The sequence below is a fragment of the Streptococcus oralis subsp. dentisani genome, from assembly GCF_002096615.1.
Lineage (GTDB): Bacteria > Bacillota > Bacilli > Lactobacillales > Streptococcaceae > Streptococcus > Streptococcus oralis_U.
Map to the genome: position 1 here is coordinate 295,655 of NZ_NCUX01000033.1, position 20,861 is coordinate 316,515.

The 20,861-nt window shown below is 40.0% G+C and carries 23 protein-coding genes; all 23 read left to right on the forward strand.

What is annotated here, in order from left to right; genetic code table 11:
- Positions 1-56: 56 nt before the first annotated feature.
- The 23 genes from B7708_RS08635 to dprA all read left to right on the forward strand — a co-directional run bounded on the left by B7708_RS08635 (position 57) and on the right by dprA (position 20,831).
- Positions 57-260, forward strand: a complete 204-nt coding sequence (locus tag B7708_RS08635; protein WP_084975177.1) for a hypothetical protein — start codon at positions 57-59, stop codon at positions 258-260.
- A gap of 37 nt (positions 261-297) precedes the next feature.
- On the forward strand, positions 298-639 hold the full coding sequence (locus tag B7708_RS08640) for a hypothetical protein (protein WP_084975494.1): 342 nt from the start codon (positions 298-300) through the stop codon (positions 637-639).
- A 122-nt stretch (positions 640-761) separates the two neighbouring features.
- Positions 762-1,109, forward strand: coding sequence for a hypothetical protein (locus B7708_RS08645; RefSeq protein ID WP_084975179.1), 348 nt, complete (start codon positions 762-764; stop codon positions 1,107-1,109).
- Positions 1,110-1,235: 126 nt separating this feature from the next.
- Positions 1,236-2,033 (forward strand): formate/nitrite transporter family protein, encoded by a 798-nt coding sequence (locus tag B7708_RS08650; protein ID WP_084975180.1) that lies wholly within the window; start codon positions 1,236-1,238, stop codon positions 2,031-2,033.
- A 149-nt stretch (positions 2,034-2,182) separates the two neighbouring features.
- A complete protein-coding gene (locus tag B7708_RS08655; protein ID WP_084975182.1) occupies positions 2,183-3,463 on the forward strand; it encodes an O-acetylhomoserine aminocarboxypropyltransferase/cysteine synthase family protein in 1,281 nt (426 codons plus the stop codon).
- A 94-nt stretch (positions 3,464-3,557) separates the two neighbouring features.
- Complete coding sequence (locus tag B7708_RS08660; protein WP_084975184.1) at positions 3,558-4,832, forward strand: DUF2130 domain-containing protein; 1,275 nt, start codon at positions 3,558-3,560, stop codon at positions 4,830-4,832.
- 25 nt (positions 4,833-4,857) lie between these two features.
- Entirely contained in the window at positions 4,858-6,090 is a 1,233-nt protein-coding gene (locus tag B7708_RS08665; protein ID WP_084975186.1) for a glutamyl-tRNA amidotransferase, read from the forward strand.
- A complete protein-coding gene (locus B7708_RS08670) occupies positions 6,083-6,880 on the forward strand; it encodes a hypothetical protein (protein ID WP_084975497.1) in 798 nt (265 codons plus the stop codon). Before B7708_RS08665 ends, B7708_RS08670 begins: the two co-directional genes overlap by 8 nt.
- Before the next feature lie 9 nt (positions 6,881-6,889).
- Entirely contained in the window at positions 6,890-7,696 is an 807-nt protein-coding gene (locus tag B7708_RS08675; protein ID WP_084975187.1) for a hypothetical protein, read from the forward strand.
- Complete coding sequence (locus B7708_RS08680; RefSeq protein ID WP_084975189.1) at positions 7,696-8,007, forward strand: DUF4176 domain-containing protein; 312 nt, start codon at positions 7,696-7,698, stop codon at positions 8,005-8,007. Before B7708_RS08675 ends, B7708_RS08680 begins: the two co-directional genes overlap by 1 nt.
- Before the next feature lie 82 nt (positions 8,008-8,089).
- A complete protein-coding gene (locus B7708_RS08685; RefSeq protein WP_084975191.1) occupies positions 8,090-9,211 on the forward strand; it encodes a hypothetical protein in 1,122 nt (373 codons plus the stop codon).
- A gap of 32 nt (positions 9,212-9,243) precedes the next feature.
- Complete coding sequence (locus B7708_RS08690) at positions 9,244-10,035, forward strand: hypothetical protein (protein ID WP_084975193.1); 792 nt, start codon at positions 9,244-9,246, stop codon at positions 10,033-10,035.
- Positions 10,036-10,108: 73 nt separating this feature from the next.
- Complete coding sequence (gene truB / locus B7708_RS08695) at positions 10,109-10,987, forward strand: tRNA pseudouridine(55) synthase TruB (RefSeq protein ID WP_084975195.1); 879 nt, start codon at positions 10,109-10,111, stop codon at positions 10,985-10,987.
- A 113-nt stretch (positions 10,988-11,100) separates the two neighbouring features.
- Complete coding sequence (gene udk / locus B7708_RS08700; RefSeq protein WP_084857591.1) at positions 11,101-11,739, forward strand: uridine kinase; 639 nt, start codon at positions 11,101-11,103, stop codon at positions 11,737-11,739.
- 128 nt (positions 11,740-11,867) lie between these two features.
- Positions 11,868-13,208 (forward strand): exodeoxyribonuclease VII large subunit, encoded by a 1,341-nt coding sequence (gene xseA, locus B7708_RS08705; protein WP_084975197.1) that lies wholly within the window; start codon positions 11,868-11,870, stop codon positions 13,206-13,208.
- Entirely contained in the window at positions 13,186-13,398 is a 213-nt protein-coding gene (locus B7708_RS08710; protein WP_000043226.1) for an exodeoxyribonuclease VII small subunit, read from the forward strand. The genes xseA and B7708_RS08710 overlap by 23 nt, the downstream gene beginning before the upstream one ends.
- Positions 13,395-14,270, forward strand: coding sequence for a polyprenyl synthetase family protein (locus tag B7708_RS08715; protein ID WP_084975199.1), 876 nt, complete (start codon positions 13,395-13,397; stop codon positions 14,268-14,270). The genes B7708_RS08710 and B7708_RS08715 overlap by 4 nt, the downstream gene beginning before the upstream one ends.
- A complete protein-coding gene (locus tag B7708_RS08720) occupies positions 14,263-15,078 on the forward strand; it encodes a TlyA family RNA methyltransferase (protein ID WP_084975201.1) in 816 nt (271 codons plus the stop codon). Before B7708_RS08715 ends, B7708_RS08720 begins: the two co-directional genes overlap by 8 nt.
- Positions 15,071-15,502: an arginine repressor gene (locus tag B7708_RS08725; RefSeq protein ID WP_001034388.1), complete on the forward strand. Its 432-nt coding sequence runs from the start codon at positions 15,071-15,073 to the stop codon at positions 15,500-15,502. Before B7708_RS08720 ends, B7708_RS08725 begins: the two co-directional genes overlap by 8 nt.
- 6 nt (positions 15,503-15,508) lie before the next feature.
- Entirely contained in the window at positions 15,509-17,176 is a 1,668-nt protein-coding gene (recN, locus tag B7708_RS08730; RefSeq protein WP_084975203.1) for a DNA repair protein RecN, read from the forward strand.
- Positions 17,177-17,905, forward strand: a complete 729-nt coding sequence (locus B7708_RS08735; RefSeq protein WP_084925978.1) for a metallophosphoesterase family protein — start codon at positions 17,177-17,179, stop codon at positions 17,903-17,905.
- Positions 17,906-17,983: 78 nt separating this feature from the next.
- Entirely contained in the window at positions 17,984-19,807 is a 1,824-nt protein-coding gene (gene lepA / locus B7708_RS08740) for a translation elongation factor 4 (RefSeq protein ID WP_001047199.1), read from the forward strand.
- Between the two features lie 175 nt (positions 19,808-19,982).
- Entirely contained in the window at positions 19,983-20,831 is an 849-nt protein-coding gene (gene dprA, locus B7708_RS08745) for a DNA-processing protein DprA (RefSeq protein WP_084975205.1), read from the forward strand.
- Positions 20,832-20,861: the final 30 nt, after the last annotated feature.

A 20,861-nucleotide genomic window follows, 5' to 3' on the forward strand; every position in this document is an offset into this window, starting at 1 on the left:
GTTGAAAGATTTATCGTAAGTAACCGAAGGATGCCTGGCATAAGAGAGGATAGATAATGAGTCAGTTAAGAGAAAAGTCTTTCGTTACGCTTAAAGAAGACTTAACCAGTAGTTTTCCATTTGACAAGGATCTTCCTATGATATTCTTGGGAGAAATTGCCAATATGGCTGGACACGGAATCTTCATAGGAAAATCGGGGAAGTGTTATTTTGGATATTATATTTCACATTTTAGAGAACTAAGTGAAGATGAGATATAGGACTTTCGCAGTAGGAAAAATAGATGAGGAGTTGAGAATGAATAATCAGATTGACTTGGTACTTCCAAACCTATACGCAGAATTCTTGAGCAAAATCGACAAAGCAGGAGAGTTGGTAATAGAGAATACAGGCATCACCTTATATTCGAGGTTAGATTTGCTAGAAAGAAACTCCACCTACCAAATAGAAGAGTGGGAACCTGATTTTTTCCTGATTGGGCAAGATGGGGATGTCGCTTTTTTTATAAAGAAAGATTCTGACGACACTATTTATATGAATGATTTGGGGGCATTAGGTTCACTGGAAATGAAACCCATATCTTTGAATATTTTCGAGTTTGTGCAACAAGCGAGCGAACATTATGATGATATCTTCTAATCATTACAAGTGTTGTTATTTTATCGTACGCGTGTGTGGAAGACATTTTTATGAAATCATTTGAACATTTTGATTAATGTTACTAAATTTTTAGTAAATGATAATGATTTGGAGAGTGAACAATGAATTTCGATAAGAGTTTACAGCAATACACTTATGAGCATGAGGGAGTGACCTTTGTTTGGGACGAAGAGCCTGATTGTGACTTTATAGATAAAGTTGAACTGTTATCAAAAAATTATCAGGAAAATCTCAATAGAATTATCAACTTCATGCTAGCTGATCTTAAGGAAATGTATGGAGCAGTCAGCGAGGAAGATGTGAAGAACAAGCTGGGGAAACCTATCATTGACTACAATCAAGGAACAGTTAGTTATTGTGAGCAAACCTTCGATGACTGGTACCTATTTGAGTTTGAATTTTTGGATGATCAATTTGAAACATTGAAATGTTTTTCTGTTAATGGGTAAAGGAGAGATTTATGGAATTCCCCCAATGCCTTGATTTTCTTTGTAGAGAACGTATACAAGAAAGGCTTTTCAAAATGCGTGCTTTATGTTATAATATTCACAAATAAAAGTTTTAGGAGTTTTTTTATGGTCTCTTCAGAATTTATCTCAAAGATTGAATTTGCTTGCAAGAAGAAAGAAAGTCTTTATAGCCAAAGTAAGTTTAAGTATGCGATTCGTTCCATGTTTGCAGGAGCTTTTTTAACATTTAGTACAGCTGCGGGTGCAGTTGGGGCTGATTTGATTAATAAGATCGCTCCAGGTAGTGGACGTTTTCTCTTCCCATTTGTTTTTGCTTGGGGATTGGCCTACATTGTTTTCTTGAATGCTGAACTGGTAACTTCAAATATGATGTTTTTGACAGCTGGTAGTTTCTTGAAAAAAATCTCTTGGAGAAGAACAGCTGAGATTTTACTTTACTGTACCTTGTTCAACCTTATCGGAGCTTTGATAGCAGGTTGGGGCTTTGCCCACTCAGCAGCCTATGCAAATCTAACACATGATAGCTTCATTTCAGGGGTTGTAGAGATGAAGTTAGGCCGTTCCAATGAGCTAGTCTTGCTTGAAGGTATTTTAGCCAATATCTTTGTAAACATCGCCATTCTTTCATTCGTTTTGGTGAAAGACGGTGGAGCCAAACTTTGGCTTGTTTTGTCAGCAATTTACATGTTTGTATTCTTAACAAACGAACACATTGCTGCGAACTTTGCTTCTTTTGCGATTGTTAAGTTCAGTGTTGCTGCTGATTCAATTGCTAACTTTGACATACCTAATATTCTTCGTCACTGGGGCGTGACCTTTATTGGGAACTTCATTGGAGGCGGTCTCTTGATGGGATTACCATACGCCTTCCTCAATAAAAACGAAGATACTTATGTAGATTAAAAAACAGGCACGAGTTAATCGTGCTTTTTTGTTTGATGTGTATGACTAGTCATAGTTGTTCCTTATATCAAAATATAGAAAAACGGTATTGGAAAAGACTAGCCCAAGATGATACAATATCCCTAATGAAGCTATTTGGAGGTCGTCATATGACTCGTGATTTTAAATTTGAAACTCTACAATTACATGCTGGGCAAGTAGTTGATCCAGCAACTAAGTCTCGTGCAGTACCGATTTATCAAACAACATCCTTCGTTTTTGATGACACGCAAGAAGGTGCCGATTTGTTTGCCTTGAGAAAACCAGGGAATATCTATACTCGCATCACTAATCCTACAACAGCAGCATTTGAGGAAAGAATCGCTGCTCTTGAAGGTGGTGTTGGAGCACTAGCGACAGCATCAGGGATGGCTGCTGTAACCTACACTATTTTGGCGCTTGCTCACGCAGGTGACCATGTGGTGGCTGCGTCAACTATTTACGGTGGGACCTTCAACCTCTTGAAGGAAACCCTTCCTCGTTATGGAATCACAACTACCTTTGTCGATGTGGATAATTTGGAAGAAGTGGAAGTAGCTATCAATGACAATACAAAGCTTGTCTTGATTGAAACCTTGGGGAATCCCTTGATTAACATTCCTGACTTGGAAAAACTGGCTGAGATTGCGCATAAACACCAGATTCCTCTCGTTTCGGACAACACTTTTGCCACACCATATTTGATTAACGTCTTCTCTCACGGTGTAGATATTGCCATTCACTCAGCAACTAAGTTTATCGGTGGACATGGTACGACTATTGGAGGAGTGATTGTTGATAGCGGTCGTTTTGACTGGGCAGCTTCAGGGAAATTCCCTCAATTTGTTGAGGAAGACCCAAGTTACCACAACTTGAGCTATACTCGTGATGTGGGTGTAGCAGCCTTTATTATCGCTGTTCGTGTTCAATTGCTCCGTGATACAGGTGCTGCCTTGTCGCCATTTAATGCCTTTCTCTTGCTCCAAGGACTTGAAACCCTCTCTCTTCGTGTTGAACGTCATGTGCAAAATGCAGAGAAAATTGTTGATTTCCTTGTCAACCATCCTAAGGTAGAGAAGGTAAATTATCCAAAACTAGCTGACAGTCCTTATCATGCCTTGGCTGAGAAATATTTGCCAAAAGGTGTTGGTTCAATCTTTACCTTCCATGTCAAAGGTGGAGAGGCAGAAGCTCGCAAGGTGATTGATAATTTGGAAATCTTCTCTGACCTTGCAAACGTAGCAGATGCCAAATCTCTTGTTGTCCATCCTGCGACAACCACTCACGGTCAGTTGTCAGAAAAAGATTTAGAAGCAGCAGGTGTCACACCAAACCAAATCCGCTTGTCTATCGGTCTTGAAAATGTAGAGGATTTGATTGAAGATTTGCGCTTGGCCTTGGAAAAAATTTAAAGTAAAAGATATAAACAGTGGGTTTTGACTCACTGTTTTTGATTTTCCCTCAGGCATGATATAATGGTTACAGAAGTCTAGAAAGAGGAACGATATGAACGAAATCAAATGTCCCAACTGTGGGGAAGTCTTTACAGTAAATGAAAGTCAGTATGCCGAACTTTTATCCCAAGTGAGAACAGCTGAGTTTAATAAGGAATTACACGATCGCATGAAGCAGGAGCTGGCCTTGGCTGAGCAAAAGGCCATGAATGAGCAACAGTCTAAACTGGCTCAAAAAGATCAAGAAATTGCGCAACTGCAGAGTCAAATCCAAAACTTTGATACAGAGAAAGAGTTAGCCAAGAAAGAGGTTGAACAGTCAAGTCATGAGGCCTTATTAGCAAAGGACAAGGAAGTACAGGCTTTGGAAAACCAACTGGCTACCTTGCGTTTGGAGCATGAAAATCAACTGCAAAAGACCCTTTCTGACCTAGAAAAAGAACGGGATCAGGTCAAAAATCAGCTCCTCTTGCAAGAAAAGGAAAATGAGTTATCTTTGGCTTCTGTTAAGCAAAATTACGAAGCTCAGCTCAAGGCAGCCAGTGAGCAAGTCGAATTTTACAAGAATTTCAAAGCCCAACAATCCACAAAAGCGATTGGTGAAAGTTTGGAAAAATATGCAGAGAGTGAGTTTAACAAGGTCCGCAGCTTTGCTTTTCCAAATGCCTACTTTGAAAAGGATAACAAGGTTTCTGCGCGTGGTTCCAAAGGGGACTTTATCTTCCGCGAGAGTGATGAAAATGGAGTCGAAATCATTTCCATCATGTTTGAAATGAAAAATGAAGCGGACGGGACAGAGAAGAAGCATAAGAATGCGGATTTTTACAAGGAATTAGACAAGGACCGTCGGGAGAAGAACTGTGAATATGCGGTTCTGGTGACCATGCTTGAGGCCGATAACGATTACTTTAATACAGGAATTGTTGACGTCAGCCACGAGTATGAGAAAATGTACGTCGTCCGTCCCCAGTTCTTTATCCAGTTGATTGGTCTTTTGCGAAATGCTGCGCTTAATTCTTTGAAATATAAGCAAGAGTTGGCCTTGGTTCGCGAGCAAAATATCGATATTACACATTTTGAGGAAGATTTGGACGCCTTTAAGCAAGCCTTTACTAAGAACTACAACTCCGCTTCGACCAACTTTGGTAAAGCAATCGATGAAATCGACAAGGCCATCAAACGGATGGAAGATGTCAAAAAGTTCCTAACCACATCCGAAAACCAACTCCGCCTCGCAAATAATAAACTGGAAGATGTTTCAGTTAAAAAATTGACCCGAAAAAATCCAACCATGAAAGCGAAATTTGAAGCGCTGAAGGGGGAGTGAGATTACCTTAAAAACAGGAGTTACTATGAAAAAATCTTTGAAATTCTCGGAAATTTATATTGCTTATTTACCATTAGTTGTATTTTTTCTTAATCTCCTATATGGTCTTTTAAATATTGAAGGCGTAGGCGATACTGACTCAAGATATAATTTATTCTTTGCTATTTTTGGATTTATTCCAACTATATTCGGTTATGGAATTAGTTTTTTGGCTAATCTTCTGGTGGGGATATCTTATGTGCGAAAAGCAAAAAATGAATCGAAACGCATCATTGCTTTTCTATTGCTTGGAAATATTTTTTTAGCAATTTTTCTGATGTTTTTGCTAAGATTTAAAATGATCGTTTCCTTTGACTTTATAAAAGATATTGACCTTTGGAGTTTCATTTTTTCATTATTTTTATTTCCGTATTTAGATTGGATTTATCAAAAGGGGGAGTATAATCAAAAAGTGAGTAGAATTGTAGTCATTATAGTATTAGTGGGAATTTTTTCTCCATTTCTAGGTAGTGAAATTCAAACTTACTTGAGAAATAATACCAAAGTACAACAATTACAAGAGTTTTATCATTCTAGGGATTTGAACTACGAATTAACACTTAAGTCTTCATACTATGATAGTAATATTTCTGATGTAGGTGTCTTTGATGTTTTCGATAAGGGAGTTACCATAAAAGTGGGTGCTAAGTACACGCGTCAAAAATTAAAATATGTTACTTTCATTGATGAACAATATGGCCTAAAGGAATTTATAAAAAATGCTGTTTCAAGTGATGAAGCTCAAATAGTTCTAAAAGATTTTAGGTCAGTAGTGGAAGATGCTATTAAAAAGAAAGGTTATGATTTATCTGTATTTGATGCTGAAGATCAGCCATTAGCTAGTCCAGGTTTTCAAATATCACGTTCATTTAGAATCACTTCTTTTATTAAAGAAAAAGCAGTTCAAAATCAAAACTCATCTAGTCCAGAAAAACAAGCATTTGGAGGATATGCAGCAATTTCTCCTAAAGACTATATGAAAGAGGGAGCCTTTCGTTTACGTTTAACACTTAGTGAACGTGACAAATTGAAGTTAGATGACATTGATTTTTCAAGACTCTCCGATGGACACTACATGATCAATAATGACTATTTTATAGTGAACAACGGAATGTATACAATAGTTGAAGATGAAGATGATTTTGAAAATTTTTTACTGAGAGAATTTAGTAAACAATTTTATTTGGAGGATTTTTATAAAATTGAAAAGCTTGATTAAATTATTAGCAAATAAAGATGTAAAATTTCTTTATAATATTTGTATTCGATTATCTTCATATTTAGTAGTTGTTGCAGTTTATATAGCAATTTTGGGTTTGTTTTTATTGTTTAAACAAAATATTATTGCAGTACGTTATCTGTTATTTTTGTCGGTATTATTTATAGTTATTGGCATCTTTTTAAGTTTATTGACATGGAAAGTTCTTCTATATTGGAAGGAGACTTTGATTGATTTTAAGAAATATCAATCTTTCTTTGAACACAGTGTTAGTCATTCCAATAAGTTTAATAAGAAATTTAATGAAGTAAGTTTTGAATTAATCACAGGAGAATTATCTTACCTCAGAGGAGATTTTTTATTAGCACTTAGTCAATATTCAAATATCAATCTTTCTAATATTTCTAAAAAAAATAGAAAAATATTTGAATTTAAGAAATTATATTATGAATTTCTATCTTCTATCCATCTTCAAGATGCGCAAGGTATTGCTTTCATTGAGGAACAATTGTCCAAGGCTGCAGATTGTAAAGGTGGTAAGGCTAAATTCGTTGCACAAGCCCAAACCATAAAAGATATTGTGTTTAATAAAGAACCAAACGACTACTTCGATACAACTGAACCAGAAAATAAGCTAGCTCGAATCAAGTTCTCATATTACGGAGCTCTCAATGCTCAGCTAAAAGGAGATGAAGCTCGTGTTCGTAGTTTGTTTGAAAGTATCGCCCATGAAAATCCAGAGCTTTTCTATGTTCAGGAAGCGAAGAAATATTTAGAATTAGTGAAATGAGAGTAATTTATGAAATTGATTGAAAAAATAGTTAGTAGGGCGACAGAAAACACTCTTCTACAACTTGATAGGGCTATTCTAATTTGCTTATTTTTAGTCTTGGTTGTTGATGTGATGGCAGTATTTTTAGTATTTCAAAGTAATTTGAAAATATTGGGACTCATATTATTAGTTATTGACTTTTTAGCTCTCGTCTTTGTATTTTATTTAAGATTTATATCTAGCAAAGTTATTTATCTAATGCTAAACGATGCTATTAGTCTTAAGCTCTATGTAGACATGTTCAGAGTTCAATCAGAAAAATCTATTAAGCCCTTTAGAGCAACATATCGTGAGTATTACCAATTTATTCAAGGCCAAGTAGCTTATCTAAAAGGAGATTTTCAATCTGCCAAGGAAAATATGTCCAAGTATAATTTGAAAAAAATTTGGGGTAGATTAAGAGACTATACATTTTTAATATCAAGCTTTGAACTATTAAAAGTGTCTATTCATCTTCAAGATGCGCAAGACATTGCTTTCTTTGAGGAACAATTGTCCAAGGCACCAGATTCGAAAGGTGGTAAGGCCAAACTCGTTGCTCAAGCCCAAGCCATAAAAGATATTGTGTTCAATAAAGAAGTGAACGACTACTTCGACACCACTGAACCAGAAAGTAATCTAGCTCGAATCATGTTCTCTTATTACGGTGCTCTCAATGCCCAATTAAAAGGAGATGAAGCTCGTGCTCGCAGTTTGTTTGAAAGTATCGCCCATGAAAATCCAGAACTCTTTTATGTTCAGGAAGCTCAGAAATATTTAGAAGGAGAAAACTGATGTCAGAACGTACGGCTTTACCGATTGGAAGTGTTGTTCGAGTGAGAGAAGGTGTGGAGCCTGTCATGATTGTTAATCATTGTCCAGTTACTGAAAAGGACGGCAATCAAGGTTATTTTGACTTTGGAGCTGTCAGTCTTCCACTAGGGCTTATTAATCAAAACATTATCTTCTTTAACAAAGAGGATATTGATGAAGTGCTCTTCTTTGGCTATATTGATCGTCGATTTCAAGACTTTTTGAGTCGTTATGATGAGGAAGTCTCAAAAATCACCTATGACCACTTCACCATAGAAGACTTCAAAAAATGACATACAAATCCTAGAATTTCATTCTAGGATTTTCTATATGGTGAGAAAATGTTATAATGAAGATTAAGTAGAATGGTCACTGATGAAATTTGCCCATCCAGACCTGACAATAGCTTACTCTGCAATTGGAGGTATGGTGGGCATCAGAAATCCTTCTTCCGCAGATATCAAAAGCCATAAGGAAGAAGTCCTGCAATCTCTTCGTACAACTGAAAGTCGGATGGAATCATTTAATAGTGAATTGTTGGGGAGTGGCGTGACCACTACCCTCTCCACGATTGCAAGTGGTTTGAGTCGGTCTCGCAAAGCTGTTGGCATGACAGACCCTTATCACAATGTGGAAGCCCTTGCAATTTTTAAGGACACGAAGTTACGGGATCAACAGATCGAGAATTCTAAAACTCTGCATGAAGAACTAATCCGTTATATTCGACATTATAATCCAGAAACAGCCTTTGACTTGAGTCAGATGAGTGAACAGGATCTCCAGACTTTGGGTAGAACGATCTCTCTTGCTTCCCATGGGAATGGCGGTAAGAAACCTCAGGAGCTGATTGATTTCTTGAAAGGGAATGAAGTTACGTTTGAGAAGGAGATAACAGTATATGACGATGGTCAGCACTACCTTAAGAGCAAAATCCAGATAAAAGGTCACTTCAAAGGGGAAAGTGCCATCACTTTTAACACTAAATATAAAGATGGTAAGTTAAGTCAAGAAGGAGAGTATAGCGTAGGAGGGCTGAGTACAGATTTTCTAGAAGAAAAGGCCAATTATAAGACGAAGATAGGACTAAAGGACTATTCTATAACGGGTGAGTTCAGTCTAGCAGACAAAATTAGTTCAAGCTACGGGAGACTCGCACCCAACCTTTCTATTGGCTTTGGCTACAAGAATCGCTCTCTTGAGGTTGGTACCAAGTCAGAAGATGGCTATCGCGTGACTTATGTGAAGGAACATAACCAGGTCAAACAAGACTACGCAACAGTTAAAACGACCACTGAAACAGGGGTGAGGAAGGTGGATTATCTCACTCAAACTTTTAATACAACTGGTGAGGTAGTTGGTAGTGCTTTTAATTGGGTTGTAGAGCATCCTAAGGAAGTAGTAATTGGAGTTGTAGTAACGACTGCATTCTTCTTTGGTGGTGAACTTGTCACAGCTGGAGGTGCTTTGCTAGCTTATTTAGCTAGTTTATTTGTATAAATTAGTTTATAATTTTTTATAGGAGTTTTTTTATGTTAGATAATATTTCTAAGAATATTTTGAATTGGTCATCAGTTAGAATTTGCAGTATACTGGAAGTTTATATTTTATTTTATCTACGTTGGACAATTATAGCAACAGCAATTAGTTTATTATTTGTAAAATCAACCGTCGTGACTACATTATTGCTTATATTTCTAACATTACTGACTATTATCGTTGTAATAACTCATTTTTTAGTAAATCACGTTGCAGAAGTTATTTTATACGAGCAAGTAAATTTTACAAAATATATTTCTCTTTTAACTGAAACTTATGAAAGGCGGCCTGATAATAAAACAGGGAATTTAAATGCCTTAAATCTTGGTTTGGCAAGATGTGCTTTGTATCAAGGGAATTTTAGAGAGGCAATCCAATATGCTGAACAAATAAGAGTTAAACGTTCTAAATTGAATTTGAAACGTATTTATGAACTAAATATCGTATTTATAGAATCAATATCATACCTTCATTTAAGGGATAAAGATGAGATCTCTGAACTTTTAGTATCTTGTGATTGGGAAAAAATTAAAAGAATTGATAAAAATAGAATGTTGGATTTAATTGAACCAGTATCAAAAATACTCAATGGAGAAGTTACAGACTATTTCGACACTGCGGAACCAGAAAATAAGTTAGCTCGAATCATGTTTTCTTATTACGGAGCTCTCAATGCCCAATTAAAAGGAGATGAAGAACGTGCCCGTAGTTTGTTTGAAAGCATCGCCCATGAAAATCCAGAGCTCTTTTGTGTACGGGAAGCTAGGAAGTATTTAGAAAAATGAGCTGATATAGTTTTAAAATCTGTCTAAGATAGAATATGTTGATGTAAAGTGAAAAGGGAATTAGAAAGCAAAAATGAACGGTATTATCAACTTAAAGAAAGAAGTGGGGATGACTTCGCATGACGCGGTTTTTAAACTGCGTAAGATTTTGGGAACCAAGAAAATTGGTCATGGTGGGACCTTGGATCCGGATGTGGTGGGTGTTTTGCCTATTGCAGTTGGCAAGGCAACCCGCATGGTCGAGTTTATGCAGGACGAGGGCAAGGTCTATGAGGGGGAAATCACTCTTGGCTATTCAACGACGACCGAGGATGCAAGTGGAGAAGTGGTCGCAGAGACACCTGTTTTGTCGCCCTTGGATGAAACCATTGTCGATGAAGTGATTGCCAGTCTGACTGGGCCTATCACTCAGATTCCGCCTATGTATTCGGCTGTCAAGGTTAATGGTCGCAAGCTCTATGAGTATGCGCGTGCAGGTCAGGAAGTGGAACGTCCAGAACGTCAGGTGACCATTTATCAATTTGAACGGACAAGTCCGATTTCTTATGATGGTCATCTTGCACGATTCACTTTTCGTGTGAAATGTAGTAAGGGGACTTATATCCGTACCTTGTCTGTTGACTTGGGAGAGAAGCTGGGTTATGCGGCCCATATGTCCCATTTGACTCGGACGAGTGCAGCAGGTTTACAGTTAGAAGATGCCTTGACTTTGAATGAAATTGCTGCAAAAGTGGAGGCTGGTCAACTGGACTTTCTCCATCCTCTTGAAATTGGAACAGGGGACCTTGTTAAAGTTATCCTAACTCCAGAAGAGGCCACAGAAGTGCGCTTTGGTCGTTTTATTGAGTTAGACCAAACGGACAAAGAATTGGCTGCCTTTGAAGGAGGTACATTGCTAGCCATTCTAGAAAAAAGGGGCAATCTCTACAAGCCAAGAAAGGTTTTTAGCTAGTCTAACTGGGGTGTAGGGATTGGAAATGTTTCACCCCATACTATCCAAATCAGACTATAAATTTTGAAAAAAATATGATAGAATAGACGACGGATAAAAAAACGGAGGATAGCATGCAAAATAGACCAATCATTATCGGAGTGACAGGTGGTTCTGGTGGTGGTAAAACCAGTGTTTCAAGAGCCATTTTATCTCATTTTCCTGATGAAAAGATTTCCATGATTGAGCATGATTCATACTACAAGGATCAGTCTCACTTGACCTTTGAAGAGCGTGTCAAAACCAACTATGACCATCCATTTGCCTTTGATACAGATTTGATGATCGAGCAGATTAAGGAATTGTTGGCGGGTCGTCCGGTGGACATTCCAACTTATGACTATACAGAGCATACGCGGAGTAGAAAGACCTATCGTCAGGAGCCTCAGGATGTCTTTATCGTTGAGGGGATTCTGGTCTTGGAGGATAAGCGCCTGCGCGATTTGATGGACATCAAGATTTTTGTGGATACGGATGATGATGTGCGTATTATTCGTCGTATCAAGCGTGATATGGAAGAGCGCGGCCGTAGTTTAGATAGCGTTATTGACCAGTACTTGGGTGTGGTCAAACCTATGTATCATCAGTTTATCGAGCCGACCAAGCGTTATGCCGATATCGTCATTCCTGAAGGAGTCAGCAATACAGTGGCTATTGACCTTTTGACAACAAAAATTGCAAAGATTTTGGAAGAAGCGCGAAACAGCAAATAATCAGATGAGGAGGCCATGTCTCCTTTTTCTATTTTTCCTTTAGTTTCAGTAGGAAAAAGGTGATTTTTAAGCATGTTTTTGGTATAATAATACCCATGGAAAAGTAAGAAAATGAATAGTAGGTGGAGATGGAAAAGTATTTATCGGTAACAACTTTGACCAAATATCTGAAAATGAAATTCGATAAAGACCCATACTTGGAACGGGTCTATTTAACTGGTCAAGTTTCCAATTTTCGTAAACGACCTACTCACCAATATTTCTCCCTAAAGGATGACCATGCAGTCATTCAAGCAACTATCTGGTCAGGAATCTATCAGAAATTAGGTTTTGACCTCGAAGAAGGAATGAAGATCAATGTGATTGGGCGTGTGCAGGTTTATGAACCCAGTGGAAGCTACTCTATCATCATTGAGAAGGCTGAACCTGATGGGATTGGTGCGCTTGCGATTCAGTTTGAACAACTCAAGAAAAAATTGACGGAAGAAGGTCTGTTTCAAGAGAGATTCAAGCAACCTCTTCCCCAGTTTGCTAAGAGAATCGCTGTAGTGACTAGTCGAAGTGGAGCCGTTATTCGAGATATCATCACGACCGTCAGCAGGCGCTTTCCTGGTGTCGATATCCTTCTTTATCCAACTAAGGTACAAGGTGATGGAGCTGCGGAGGAAATTGCTCTAAATATTGCGCGTGCCAATCAACGTGAGGACCTAGATGTTCTCATCATTGGTCGTGGTGGTGGTTCCATCGAGGATCTCTGGGCCTTTAACGAAGAAATTGTGGTACGGGCTATTTTTGAATCTCGTTTGCCAGTTATCTCCAGTGTTGGGCATGAGACGGATGTGACCCTGGCAGACTTTGTGGCCGATCGCAGAGCTGCAACGCCAACAGCTGCAGCTGAACTGGCAACGCCTGTGACTAAGTTGGATGTATTAACTCATTTGCAAAATCAAGAGAAGCGGATGGCAACAGCTGTACAAAATGTCTTGTCAAGAAAAAAAGAAGCTCTGAAAAAATGCAGTCAGTCAGTCATCTTTAGACAGCCAGAGCGCTTGTATGATGGCTATTTGCAACGGTTAGATCAACTGCAACTGCGATTAAAACAAAGTTTGCGAACACGGATTTCTGATAACAAACAGCTAGTCCAAGCAAGGACGCATCGACTAGTACAGTTATCACCTGTTACCAAAATCCAGCGTTATCAAGACCGTCTAGGTCAGTTGGACAAGCTCCTACGCAGCCAAATGGCGCTGGTTTATGATGCCAAGGTTGCTGAAGTCAAGCGACTTTCAGAAGCTTTGATGATGTTGGATACCAGTCGAATCGTGGCGCGTGGTTATGCAATTGTCAAAAAAGAAGAGTCAGTAGTAGATTCGGTTGAGATGTTGAATAAAAAAGACCAAGTGACGCTTTTGATGCGAGATGGTCAAGTAGAATTAGAGGTTAAAGATGTCAAAACAAAAGAAATTTGAGGAAAATCTAGCAGAACTGGAGACCATTGTCCAAAGTTTAGAAAATGGTGAAATCGCTCTGGAAGATGCGATTGCTGCCTTTCAAAAGGGAATGGTCTTGTCAAAAGAGCTCCAAGCGACGCTGGACAAGGCTGAAAAGACCTTGGTTAAGGTCATGCAAGAAGACGGAACAGAAAGTGATTTTGAATGAAGAAGCAAGAAAAATTAGCTCTTGTCGAGTCGGCTTTGGAAGATTTTTATGGAGACCAGCAGTTTGCCTCTAGTTTGCGAGAGTCTGTTCTCTATTCCATTCATGCTGGTGGCAAGCGTATTCGGCCTTTTCTCTTGTTAGAAGTTTTGGAAGCCTTGCATGTTGCTATTAGACCAGCACACGCGCAGGTGGCTGCGGCTTTGGAAATGATTCATACAGGAAGCTTGATTCATGATGATCTTCCTGCTATGGATGACGACGATTATCGTCGTGGACGCTTGACCAATCATAAGAAATTCGGCGAAGCTATGGCAATATTGGCAGGAGATGCTTTGTTCCTAGATCCCTATGCCTTAATAGCGCAGGCAGATTTGCCAAGTCAGATCAAGGTGGACCTGATTGCCAACTTATCCCTTGCTTCAGGGAGTCTAGGTATGGTGGCAGGGCAGGTTTTAGATATGGAAGGCGAACACCAGCATTTGTCCTTGGAAGAACTTCAGACAATTCATGCCAATAAGACTGGAAAATTGCTAGCTTATCCCTTTCAAGCAGCTGCTATCATAGCTGAATTAGCACCAGAAATCCAAGCAAAACTGAAAACGGGTGGTGAATTGATTGGGCTTGCCTTTCAAGTTCGAGATGATGTGCTGGATGTGACAGCTAGTTTTGAGGAAATCGGCAAAACACCACAAAAGGATTTGCAGGCAGAAAAGTCAACCTATCCAGCCTTGTTGGGCTTGGAAGAGGCTATAGCCTTTTGTAATCAAACTTTGGATCAAGCTAATGAAAAATTAGAAGAAATTGCCCAGCAAGTCAGCTTTGAAACAGCGCCGATTGTGAAAATAGTAGAAAGTTTGAGAATCAATGGCTAAGGAAAGAGTGGATGTACTAGCTTATAAACAGGGCTTGTTTGAAACGCGAGAACAGGCTAAACGCGGTGTCATGGCAGGTCTAGTCGTAGCAGTCCTTAATGGGGAGCGTTTTGACAAACCAGGAGAGAAAATCCCAGATGACACTGAGTTAAAACTCAAGGGTGAAAAACTCAAGTATGTCAGTCGGGGTGGCTTGAAACTAGAAAAGGCCCTGGAGGTCTTTGATCTATCAGTGGAAGGAGCGACAACGATTGATATTGGGGCCTCCACTGGGGGATTTACCGACGTCATGTTGCAGAATGGTGCTGAGTTGGTCTTTGCAGTTGATGTTGGTACCAATCAGTTGGCTTGGAAATTACGCCAAAACCCTCGGGTTGTCAGCATGGAGCAGTTTAATTTCCGCTATGCTGAAAAGACCGATTTTGAGCAGGAACCAAGTTTTGCCAGTATTGATGTGAGTTTCATTTCCCTTAGTCTGATCTTACCAGCCTTGCACCGTGTCTTGGCAGATCAAGGGCAGGTTGTAGCTCTGGTTAAGCCCCAGTTTGAAGCAGGTCGTGAGCAGATTGGGAAGAATGGAATCATTCGCGATGCCAAGGTCCATCAGAATGTCCTTGAATCTGTCACTGCTATGGCAGTTGATCAAGGTTTTTCAGTGCTTGGATTAGACTATTCACCAATCCAAGGTGGACATGGAAACATCGAATTTCTGGCATATTTGAAAAAGGAAGAGGGAGCAAGTAACCAAGTTGCCCCTGAAATAGAAAAAGTTGTAGAGAGAGCACATAGAGAATTTAAAGATGAATAAAAAAGAAAGACTTGAAAAAATTAGAAGATTTGTTACGGATTATCAAATAGGGACTCAGGAAGAAATCGTTGAGCATTTAAAAGAAGCAGGTATCTCTGCCACTCAAGCGACGGTGTCACGAGATATTAAGGAACTGGGTATCGTAAAAATTCCCTTGAAGAACAATAAATACATCTATGAATTGCCAAAAACAATTGTAAGAAGTTTGCAGTTGGCTGAGAATAACATAGTAGGTTCTGAGCGCATGGGAAATATGATCAATCTGGATGTCATTCCTGGGAATACTGCCTTTGTCAAGAGTCAGCTGATGAATACTTTCTCAGAGAGAATTTTCAACTGTCTGGCAGACGACAACTCAATTTTGATTATCTTGAGAAATGAAGAAGACGCCAAGGAAATATTTGAACAAGTAAAAAATTGGTAGGTTTATATGTTACTTGAAATTTCGATAAAAAACTTTGCCATTATAGAGGCGATTTCACTCAATTTTGAAAAAGGCATGACAGTCTTAACTGGTGAAACAGGTGCTGGGAAATCGATCATCATCGATGCCATGAACATGATGTTAGGAGCTAGAGCGACTACAGATGTTATTCGTCATGGTGCTCCCAAGGCTGAAATTGAAGGGCTTTTCTCTGTTGAGAATAGTCGTTCTTTACAAGAACTCTTTGAAGAGCAAGGCTTGGAGTTGGGGGATGAAATTATCATCCGCCGTGAGATTCTCCAAAACGGACGTAGTGTTAGTCGCGTGAATGGCCAGATGGTCAATCTTTCTGTCTTGCGCGCCATTGGGCAACACCTTGTGGATATCCATGGCCAACATGACCAAGAGGAGTTAATGCGTCCTCAACTGCACATCCAGATGTTGGATGAGTTTGGTGATGCAGCTTTCTTGGACTTGAAGGAGACCTATCAGACAAGCTTTGACGCCTATCGCAAAATGCGCAAGCAGGTTCTTGAAGTCAAGAAAAACCAGCAGGAACACAAGTCTCGCATTGAGATGTTGGAATTTCAAATGGCAGAGATTGAAGCAGCAAACTTGCAGGCTGGTGAAGACTTGGCTCTCAACCAAGAAAGAGATAAACTCCTCAATCATAAGAATATTGCGGATACGCTAACCAATGCCTACAGTATGTTGGACAATGAGGAGTTTTCCAGCTTAGCAAATGTCCGTTCCGCTATGAATGACATGGAAAGTGTTGAAGAATACGATCCTGAATACCGTGAAATTTCAAGTTCTCTATCAGAAACCTACTATGTTTTAGAAGATGTTAGCAAGCGTTTGGAAGATATTATTGAGGACTTGGATTTTGATGGTAATCGCCTCATGCAGGTTGAGAATCGCTTAAACCTTTTGAATACTATTACCCGTAAATACGGTGGGACTGTGGACGATGTCCTGCTTTATTTTGCCAAGATTACGGATGAGTACAATCTCTTGACAGGGAATAACCTTTCTTCCGAAGACATGGAAGCAGAGCTCAAAAAATTGGAAGTCAAGCTTGTCGACTTGGCAGGTCAGCTTGCATCTGCTCGCCATGACTTGGCCCAGCAGCTTGAGGCAGAGATTAAACAAGAACTGCAAGACCTCTATATGGAGAAGGCACAGTTCCAGGTTCGCTTTAACAAGGGGAAATTTAGTCGTGAGGGGAATGAAACAGTTGAGTTTTACATTTCAACCAACCCTGGTGAAGACTTTAAACCCTTGGTTAAGGTTGCATCTGGTGGGGAATTGTCTCGTCTCATGCTTGCTATCAAATCTGCCTTTTCTCGTAAGGAAGGTAAGACCAGTATTGTCTTTGATGAGGTGGATACGGGAGTCTCAGGTCGTGTAGCCCAAGCTATTGCTCAGAAGATTCATAAGATTGGCCAGCATGGTCAGGTTCTTGCTATCTCTCACCTTCCACAAGTGATTGCCATCGCGGATTATCAATTCTTTATTGAGAAGATTAGCGATGAGCACTCAACGGTGTCGACGGTTCGTCTCTTGACTTTAGAAGAGCGAGTAGAGGAAGTAGCTAAGATGTTGGCTGGGGAAAATGTAACCGAAGCTGCCCTTACCCAAGCCAGAGAATTATTGCAAACGAGGGAGAAATAAATGACAGACTATTATGTAATTGGAGATGTTCACGGAAAGGCAGGTATGCTAGAAGATCTGCTCAAAACCTGGGATGGTCAAACTCAGTTGCTCTTTCTGGGGGATTTGATTGACCGAGGTGAAAACAGTCGCCGTGTTCTAGAAATGGTCAAAGACTTGGTCGACAATCATGGAGCGATCTGTCTATCAGGAAACCACGAGTATATGTTTCTGACTTGGCTCGATGACCCAGAAGAAAGCTATGACCATTATCGTCGCAATGGTGGAGATACAACCATCAACTCAATCCTAGGTCGTCCTTTGGATGCACCAGTTGATGGCGTAGAAGATGCCAAACGGGTTGCTACTGAAGCGGCAGACTTGGTCGAATTTATTCGTCAAATGCCATTTGTAGTAGAGACAGACAAGTATATCTTTGTTCATGCAGGTATTGATTTGACTTTGGATGATTGGCATGAAACTACAGATTATAAAAAAGTCTGGCTCAGAAAGCCATTCCACGAAGCTGAAAATCATACTGGAAAAACCATTGTCTTTGGGCATACACCAGTTTATGGTTTGCTGAAGCAAGACCGAGGTACTGCTGAGCTTTGGATGACGGAAGATGGCAAGATTGGCATGGATGGAGGAGCTGTCTATGGTGGTGTCCTTCATGGAATCGTCTTTACAGACCAAGGAATGACAGAACACCACTTTATCGAAAATGATGGCTTTATCGCCGAAGATTAGTACTCCTAGCAGGGTATGGTCTTGTCAAAATGTTAAAAACAATTTATAATTAATAGATACCCTGAAAGGAAGAGCATCATGAACTTAGAAGAATTAAAAAAACGACAGGAGAAGATTCGGAACTTCTCTATTATCGCCCATATTGACCACGGGAAGTCGACTCTAGCAGACCGCATTTTGGAAAAGACGGAGACCGTTTCTAGTCGTGAAATGCAAGCCCAGCTTCTAGATAGTATGGACCTAGAACGAGAGCGTGGAATTACTATCAAACTCAATGCTATCGAGCTCAATTACACTGCTAAAGATGGGGAGACCTATATTTTCCACTTGATTGACACGCCTGGACACGTGGACTTTACCTATGAAGTGTCGCGTTCGCTAGCTGCCTGTGAAGGAGCGATTTTGGTGGTTGATGCGGCCCAAGGGATTGAAGCTCAAACACTTGCCAACGTTTATCTAGCATTGGATAATGATTTGGAAATTCTGCCCGTCATTAACAAGATTGACCTACCAGCTGCGGATCCAGAGCGTGTGCGTACAGAGATTGAAGATGTTATTGGACTGGATGCCAGCGAAGCAGTCTTAGCTTCAGCTAAAGCTGGTATTGGGATCGAAGAGATTCTTGAGCAAATCGTAGAAAAAGTGCCAGCGCCAACAGGTGATGTGACGGCACCACTGAAGGCCTTGATTTTCGACTCGGTCTACGATGCTTACCGTGGAGTTATCCTCCAAGTTCGTGTTATGGACGGAGTGGTTAAACCTGGTGATAAGATTCAGCTCATGAGCAATGGCAAGACCTTTGATGTGACTGAGGTTGGAATTTTCACGCCGAAAGCAGTCGGGCGTGATTTCCTAGCGACTGGTGACGTTGGTTATATTGCGGCTTCTATCAAGACGGTTCAAGACACGCGTGTCGGAGATACAGTGACCCTAGCAAGCAATCCTGCAGCAGAACCACTAGACGGCTACAAGCAAATGAATCCTATGGTCTTTGCGGGTCTTTATCCAATCGAGTCAAACAAGTACAATGACCTTCGTGAAGCCCTTGAAAAATTGCAGCTCAACGATGCGAGTCTTCAATTTGAACCAGAAACATCTCAGGCACTCGGCTTTGGTTTCCGTTGTGGTTTCCTTGGACTTCTCCATATGGATGTTATCCAAGAGCGTTTAGAGCGCGAGTTCAATATTGACCTCATCATGACAGCTCCATCTGTTATCTATAAGGTTAACCAAACTGACGGTGAGTCTATGGATGTGTCTAACCCCTCTGAGTTTCCTGATCCGACTAAAATTGCGACTATTGAAGAGCCGTATGTCAAGGCGCAAATCATGGTACCACAGGAGTTTGTTGGTGCAGTAATGGAATTGGCTCAACGTAAGCGTGGTGACTTTGTAACCATGGACTATATTGATGATAATCGTGTCAATGTCATCTATCAAATTCCACTCGCTGAAATTGTCTTTGACTTTTTTGATAAGCTCAAGTCTTCGACGCGTGGTTATGCAAGTTTTGACTACGAATTGTCAGAGTATCGTCCGTCTAAGCTAGTCAAAATGGATATCCTTCTCAATGGTGATAAGGTCGATGCCCTCAGCTTTATCGTTCATAAGGACTTTGCCTACGAACGTGGGAAACTCATTGTTGATAAGCTCAAGAAAATCATTCCTCGTCAGCAGTTTGAGGTACCTATTCAGGCAGCCATTGGACACAAGATTGTGGCTCGTACTGATATCAAGGCTCTTCGTAAAAACGTTCTTGCCAAGTGTTATGGTGGTGACGTTTCTCGTAAACGCAAACTCCTTGAAAAACAAAAAGCTGGTAAGAAACGCATGAAAGCTATCGGATCAGTAGAAGTCCCACAAGAAGCCTTCCTCAGCGTCTTGAGCATGGATGAAGAATAGAAATAAAAAACAAAACTCTTGAAGATTTTTCAAGAGTTTTTTGTGTTTTTGATGAACCAAGTTATCACATACGAAAGTTGGATAAATACAAAAATCAGTTTATCATGTCTTCTTTTTTATTTTATTTTTTTTTACGAATAGATAGGTAAGTAGAAAAGAAGAAATGGAGTTGCTTATGAAGATTACAAACTATGAGATTTACAAATTAAGAAAAGCAGGGCTGACTAATCAACAGATTTTAACTGTCCTTGAATATGACGAGACTGTAGATCAAGAACTTTTATTAGGAGATATTGCAGAAATCTCTGGTTGCAGAAATCCCGCTGTCTTTATGGAACGCTATTTCCAGATAGATGATGCACAGTTGGAGAAGGAGTTTCAGAAATTTCCATCCTTTTCTATTCTTAACGACTGTTATCCTTGGGATTTGAGTGAGATTTACGATGCTCCAGCACTCTTGTTTTATAAGGGAAATCTAGACTTGCTGAAGTTTCCAAAGGTTGCTGCTGTAGGGAGTCGTTCATGTTCTAGTCAGGGTGCAAAGTCGGTTCAGAGAGTCATTCAAGGTTTGGAAAACGAGTTAATCGTGGTCAGTGGTTTGGCTAAAGGGATTGATACGGCTGCCCACATGGCTGCACTCCAGAATGGTGGAAAAACGATTGCTGTGATTGGAACAGGATTGGATGTGTTTTATCCTAAAGCCAATAAACGATTGCAGGAGTACATTGGCAATGACCATCTGGTTCTCAGTGAATATGGACCTGGCGAGCAACCTCTGAAATTTCATTTTCCAGCTCGAAATCGTATCATAGCAGGACTGTGTCGTGGGGTTATTGTAGCAGAGGCAAGGATGCGTTCGGGCAGTCTCATCACCTGTGAGCGTGCTATGGAGGAAGGGCGCGATGTCTTTGCCATTCCAGGAAACATTCTTGATGGCCATTCAGATGGCTGTCACCACCTGATCCAAGAGGGAGCAAAACTGATTTCCAGCGGTCAAGATGTGCTGGCTGAGTTTGAATTTTAAGGAGAAATTGTTCACTCAGATAAACTTTTC

Bases quoted from the DNA above. Each gene is read 5' to 3' on its own strand.
- B7708_RS08635 (WP_084975177.1), top strand. From the start codon at position 57: ATGAGTCAGTTAAGAGAAAAGTCTTTCGTTACGCTTAAAGAAGACTTA.
- B7708_RS08640 (WP_084975494.1), top strand. From the start codon at position 298: ATGAATAATCAGATTGACTTGGTACTTCCAAACCTATACGCAGAATTC.
- B7708_RS08645 (WP_084975179.1), top strand. From the start codon at position 762: ATGAATTTCGATAAGAGTTTACAGCAATACACTTATGAGCATGAGGGA.
- B7708_RS08650 (WP_084975180.1), top strand. From the start codon at position 1,236: ATGGTCTCTTCAGAATTTATCTCAAAGATTGAATTTGCTTGCAAGAAG.
- B7708_RS08655 (WP_084975182.1), top strand. From the start codon at position 2,183: ATGACTCGTGATTTTAAATTTGAAACTCTACAATTACATGCTGGGCAA.
- B7708_RS08660 (WP_084975184.1), top strand. From the start codon at position 3,558: ATGAACGAAATCAAATGTCCCAACTGTGGGGAAGTCTTTACAGTAAAT.
- B7708_RS08665 (WP_084975186.1), top strand. From the start codon at position 4,858: ATGAAAAAATCTTTGAAATTCTCGGAAATTTATATTGCTTATTTACCA.
- B7708_RS08675 (WP_084975187.1), top strand. From the start codon at position 6,890: ATGAAATTGATTGAAAAAATAGTTAGTAGGGCGACAGAAAACACTCTT.
- B7708_RS08680 (WP_084975189.1), top strand. From the start codon at position 7,696: ATGTCAGAACGTACGGCTTTACCGATTGGAAGTGTTGTTCGAGTGAGA.
- B7708_RS08685 (WP_084975191.1), top strand. From the start codon at position 8,090: ATGAAATTTGCCCATCCAGACCTGACAATAGCTTACTCTGCAATTGGA.
- B7708_RS08690 (WP_084975193.1), top strand. From the start codon at position 9,244: ATGTTAGATAATATTTCTAAGAATATTTTGAATTGGTCATCAGTTAGA.
- truB (WP_084975195.1), top strand. From the start codon at position 10,109: ATGAACGGTATTATCAACTTAAAGAAAGAAGTGGGGATGACTTCGCAT.
- udk (WP_084857591.1), top strand. From the start codon at position 11,101: ATGCAAAATAGACCAATCATTATCGGAGTGACAGGTGGTTCTGGTGGT.
- xseA (WP_084975197.1), top strand. From the start codon at position 11,868: ATGGAAAAGTATTTATCGGTAACAACTTTGACCAAATATCTGAAAATG.
- B7708_RS08710 (WP_000043226.1), top strand. From the start codon at position 13,186: ATGTCAAAACAAAAGAAATTTGAGGAAAATCTAGCAGAACTGGAGACC.
- B7708_RS08715 (WP_084975199.1), top strand. From the start codon at position 13,395: ATGAAGAAGCAAGAAAAATTAGCTCTTGTCGAGTCGGCTTTGGAAGAT.
- B7708_RS08720 (WP_084975201.1), top strand. From the start codon at position 14,263: ATGGCTAAGGAAAGAGTGGATGTACTAGCTTATAAACAGGGCTTGTTT.
- B7708_RS08725 (WP_001034388.1), top strand. From the start codon at position 15,071: ATGAATAAAAAAGAAAGACTTGAAAAAATTAGAAGATTTGTTACGGAT.
- recN (WP_084975203.1), top strand. From the start codon at position 15,509: ATGTTACTTGAAATTTCGATAAAAAACTTTGCCATTATAGAGGCGATT.
- B7708_RS08735 (WP_084925978.1), top strand. From the start codon at position 17,177: ATGACAGACTATTATGTAATTGGAGATGTTCACGGAAAGGCAGGTATG.
- lepA (WP_001047199.1), top strand. From the start codon at position 17,984: ATGAACTTAGAAGAATTAAAAAAACGACAGGAGAAGATTCGGAACTTC.
- dprA (WP_084975205.1), top strand. From the start codon at position 19,983: ATGAAGATTACAAACTATGAGATTTACAAATTAAGAAAAGCAGGGCTG.